Raw genomic sequence first — 3,654 nt, forward strand, 5'->3', positions numbered from 1 at the left:
TCTGTAAAGGGGCGGTGATAACGGGTATCAGCAGCAGTGCGCGCCGGGATCGCAGTTTTGAAATGGCGTTCACCGCTATTCCCTACGCGGAAAACATCTGTTTTCGGCCTGAATTAATCCCCAAACCCCGGATAGCGGGTACCTTGCCCGCCAGGGTCAGCAGCACCGTCGTGAACGACCGGTACGGGGATATTGATAAAGACGGGTTGTACCGGGTGGCGTTTGATTTTGACCGGGCGGAATGGTTGAAAGGGGGAGAAAGCCTGTGGGTGCGTCTGGCTCGTCCCTACGCGGGTGACACCTACGGTTTTCACTGGCCATTGCTTGATGGTACCGAGGTGGCGATCGCATTTGAAGGGGGCGACCCGGATCGGCCTTATATCGCCCATGCGCTGCACGACTCAAAACACCCTGACCACGTCACCTTATTCAACTACAAACGCAATGTCCTGCGCACCCCGGCGAATAACAAATTGCGGATGGATGACGAATGCGGTCGGGAGCACATCAAACTGAGTACCGAATACGGCGGTAAAAGCCAGCTCAATCTGGGGTATCTGGTGGACAGTCAGCAACCACACCCGGATAAACGGGGAGAAGGTTTTGAGTTGCGCACTGATGACTGGGGCGTGATCCGGGCCGGTAAGGGGATGTTTATCAGTGCGGATAAACAGGCCAGCGCCAACGGGGAAGTATTAGCGATGAACCCGGCTATCAGCTTGGTCAAAGGAGCCGTCAACCAGGTGATGGAATGGGGGGAGGTAACCCAAATCCACCTGAATTATCCGCCAGATACTGAGAGCCTGAAAACCTATTTACAGGGCGTGGATCAACTAAAGATGGCGGCCATGCTGCTGAGTGCGCCGGAGGGGGTAGGAATTGTCAGCCCACAGACCGTGATGGTGCAAAGTGGTCAGGCGTTCTATGCCCAAAGTGCGGGCGAAGTACATATCGCCAGTGCCTGCCGAATTGGGGCGAATGCGACAAAAGCTATCTCCTTGTTAGCGCAAAGCGAAGGAATGCGCCTGGTATCGGGAAAAGGGCCGTTTGCTCTGGAGTCACATGGTGATGAACTGGGTATCACTGCATTAAAGGATGTCACGGTCAATTCAACCCAGGGCCATGTGCAGATTACCGCCAAAAATGGCCTGACATTGGCGTGTGGCGGTGCGTATATCCGCCTATCTCCGGCGGGTGAAATTGAAATTCATGGGCCGGGCCTGTTAAGCCTGAAAGGGCAGCACAAAATGGACGCCCCGGCGAAACAGGATTTTCCCTTACCTGACCTGCCTGAATCCGTGTGCAAAGATTGCCTGAAAAAAGCGCAGGAGATGGCGCAAGGGTTTATTTTGAGGAAATAACCGATGAATGATGATCAAATAGCCGACTGGATTGCTGTACTTGAGGCGTCAGCAAAGGATGTCGGTATGCATTACCTCGATATTATTGTGGATCAGTCCGGGGGCGAGTTTTCTCTGATCCCGGCGTTGAAGAGTTTTTTGCCTGAAATCAAATGGTGTTCGCTGTTTCAGGGATTGCCCGAAGAGATTGTGGTGGATGATGCGCCGGTATTGATCCGGATTGATTTGACACACCCTGACCAGCGGCAATGGATGCAGGAAATTTTCTTGCGCTTAAAAGAAGAACCCTTACTGCTGATTTTATGCTCGTCATGGTCATTTGACCTGTTGGCTCCGTATTTAATTCAATGTGTGGATGCCGCATACGCGGGACAGGCGGGCATTTTACGCTTTTTTGATCCGCGTATTTTCCCTGTGCTGTTTTCCCATGTGTTGGATGAGGGGCAGCAACAGCAATTACTTCGGCCTGCGTTGTTTTGGAGCTGGCGGGATCATGACGGCTTTCCTCAATTTTTTTCAGGGGAGAGCGACTCAGGGCCAGCGAGTGAAACTATCGAAAAAATCGATCTGACAGATGAACAATTTGAATACCTCTTATGCGCTTCTGATGCATATCTTCTTGCACAGCAACTCAATGCGGATGAATACCCGGAAGCTACCGGTGAACAACGGTTCAACAGTTGCTATGCCCTGATGGTAGAGGCATCAAACACCTGTGTCTTATTGGATGATGACAGAGAATCATTCGTGCTCAAGCATCTCAAATCCAGATTATCCCTATGTGAAGGAGTCGAAGATGAAAAAACAACAGCTTAGGCTGGCGGTTTTGTGTCTGTTACTGGCTGTTTGTAGCCAGTTTTCGGCACAGGCAGGCGTGATTATCGCCATTAACCATACCAAATGGGCGATTAATCGGTTCAGTGTGGATGGTACGCCGGGTATCGATAGTATCGGGCCGTATCAGGGTGGAGGAGGAGGCTGTTGCTATAGCGTACCAGCGAAATGGAAACCGGGAATGACGGTCCGGGTGGATTGGGAAACCGGCGTCGCTTTCTCCGATGATTTTCCCGGGTATGAAAATAGAAAGAAATATTTAGCATGGAGGGAAAAAATCAACGCTCAAAAACGCCAACATAGCCAGGTAGTGCCGGTTCCTTATTATCAGAATGGGGGTGATACCTGCGGGATTACGGTGCATTTCTTGCCCTGTGATCAAATCAAGGTCACCACGTCCTGTGACGCTTACGGTAGCCAAAACTACCCGATTAAAGAACCTTTAGAAATGAAGGAGCCCAAAGTATGTCCGAAGTAATGCATACAGGCATCTCAAGTTCAGATTATCACCTATGTGAAGGAGTAGAAGATGAAAAAACAACAGTTTAGGCTGGCGGTTTTGTGTTTGTTACTGGCTGCTTGTAGCCAGTTTTCGGCACAGGCAGGTGTGATTATCGCCATTAACCATACCAAATGGGCGATTAATCGGTTCAGTGTGGATGGTACGCCGGGTATCGATATTATCGGGCCGTATCAGGGCGGAGGCGGAGGCTGTTGCTATAGCGTGCCAGCGAAATGGAAACCGGGAATGACGGTCCGGGTGGATTGGGAGGTAGGTGAGGCATCAACAAAGGGGTTTCCCGGTTTTGCTGATGAAGAAAAATATTTAGCTTGGCGTAATAAATTACGGGCTAATAATCGCCAGCATAGCCAGGCAGTGCCAGTGCCCTATTATCAAAATGGGGGTGATACCTGCGGGATTACGGTGCACTTCTTGCCCTGTGATCAAATCAAGGTCACCACGTCCTGTGACGCTTACGGTAGCCCAAACTACCCGATTAAAGAACCTTTAAAAATGAAGGAGCCGAAAGTATGTCCAAAATAAATCATAACGAGACTGTCTGGTTGCCCGCCCCTTTTCCTGCTCAGGGGCGGTTGCCCGCCCGGGATTACCTGATTAGGCAAAATTGCCGTCAACAAATTAGTCAAGAAAGAGCTTACCATCAGGAACTCTGTCTGGCTGCGGATCGTCGGGTGTTACCGCCCTGCTGTAAGACCCTGCATGTCAGCCTGTTTTTTGACGGCACTGGCAATAATTTATATAACGACCTTTATCAGGCCGTTCCTAACCACCCAACCAATATTGCCCGTCTTTTCCAGACGACGATTGGGGCCGGTTATGCCGGTGGTGCGGCAGGTAAGCCGTTGCTGGATGATGTCGAAAGCACAGGCGGAAAGTACTTTAAGTATTATATTCCCGGGGTGGGTACCCCCTTCCCGGAAATTAATGATCTGGATT

At 50.6% G+C, this 3,654-nt stretch carries 4 protein-coding genes and 1 pseudogene; all 5 read left to right on the plus strand.

Features of this window, described 5'->3' with window-relative positions; genetic code table 11:
• The coding region (locus C5471_RS22670) for a DUF2345 domain-containing protein (RefSeq protein ID WP_166296475.1) at positions 1–1,361 on the plus strand (1,361 nt) is incomplete at its 5' end.
• Between the two features lie 3 nt (positions 1,362–1,364).
• The gene (gene tla1 / locus C5471_RS22675) at positions 1,365–2,177 is read left to right on the plus strand and encodes a toxin Tle1 chaperone Tla1 (RefSeq protein ID WP_133812828.1); all 813 of its coding nucleotides are present in this window, start codon (positions 1,365–1,367) and stop codon (positions 2,175–2,177) included.
• Entirely contained in the window at positions 2,158–2,673 is a 516-nt protein-coding gene (gene tli1a / locus C5471_RS22680; protein ID WP_133812829.1) for a Tli1a family immunity protein, read from the plus strand. The genes tla1 and tli1a (C5471_RS22680) overlap by 20 nt, the downstream gene beginning before the upstream one ends.
• A 51-nt stretch (positions 2,674–2,724) precedes the next feature.
• On the plus strand, positions 2,725–3,240 hold the full coding sequence (tli1a, locus tag C5471_RS22685; protein ID WP_133812830.1) for a Tli1a family immunity protein: 516 nt from the start codon (positions 2,725–2,727) through the stop codon (positions 3,238–3,240).
• Positions 3,228–3,654 (plus strand): annotated as a pseudogene (locus C5471_RS22690) (T6SS phospholipase effector Tle1-like catalytic domain-containing protein); the annotation flags it as partial. The gene tli1a (C5471_RS22685) and the pseudogene C5471_RS22690, both read left to right, overlap by 13 nt.

Source organism: Photorhabdus tasmaniensis (assembly GCF_011189505.1).
Classification (GTDB): domain Bacteria; phylum Pseudomonadota; class Gammaproteobacteria; order Enterobacterales; family Enterobacteriaceae; genus Photorhabdus; species Photorhabdus tasmaniensis.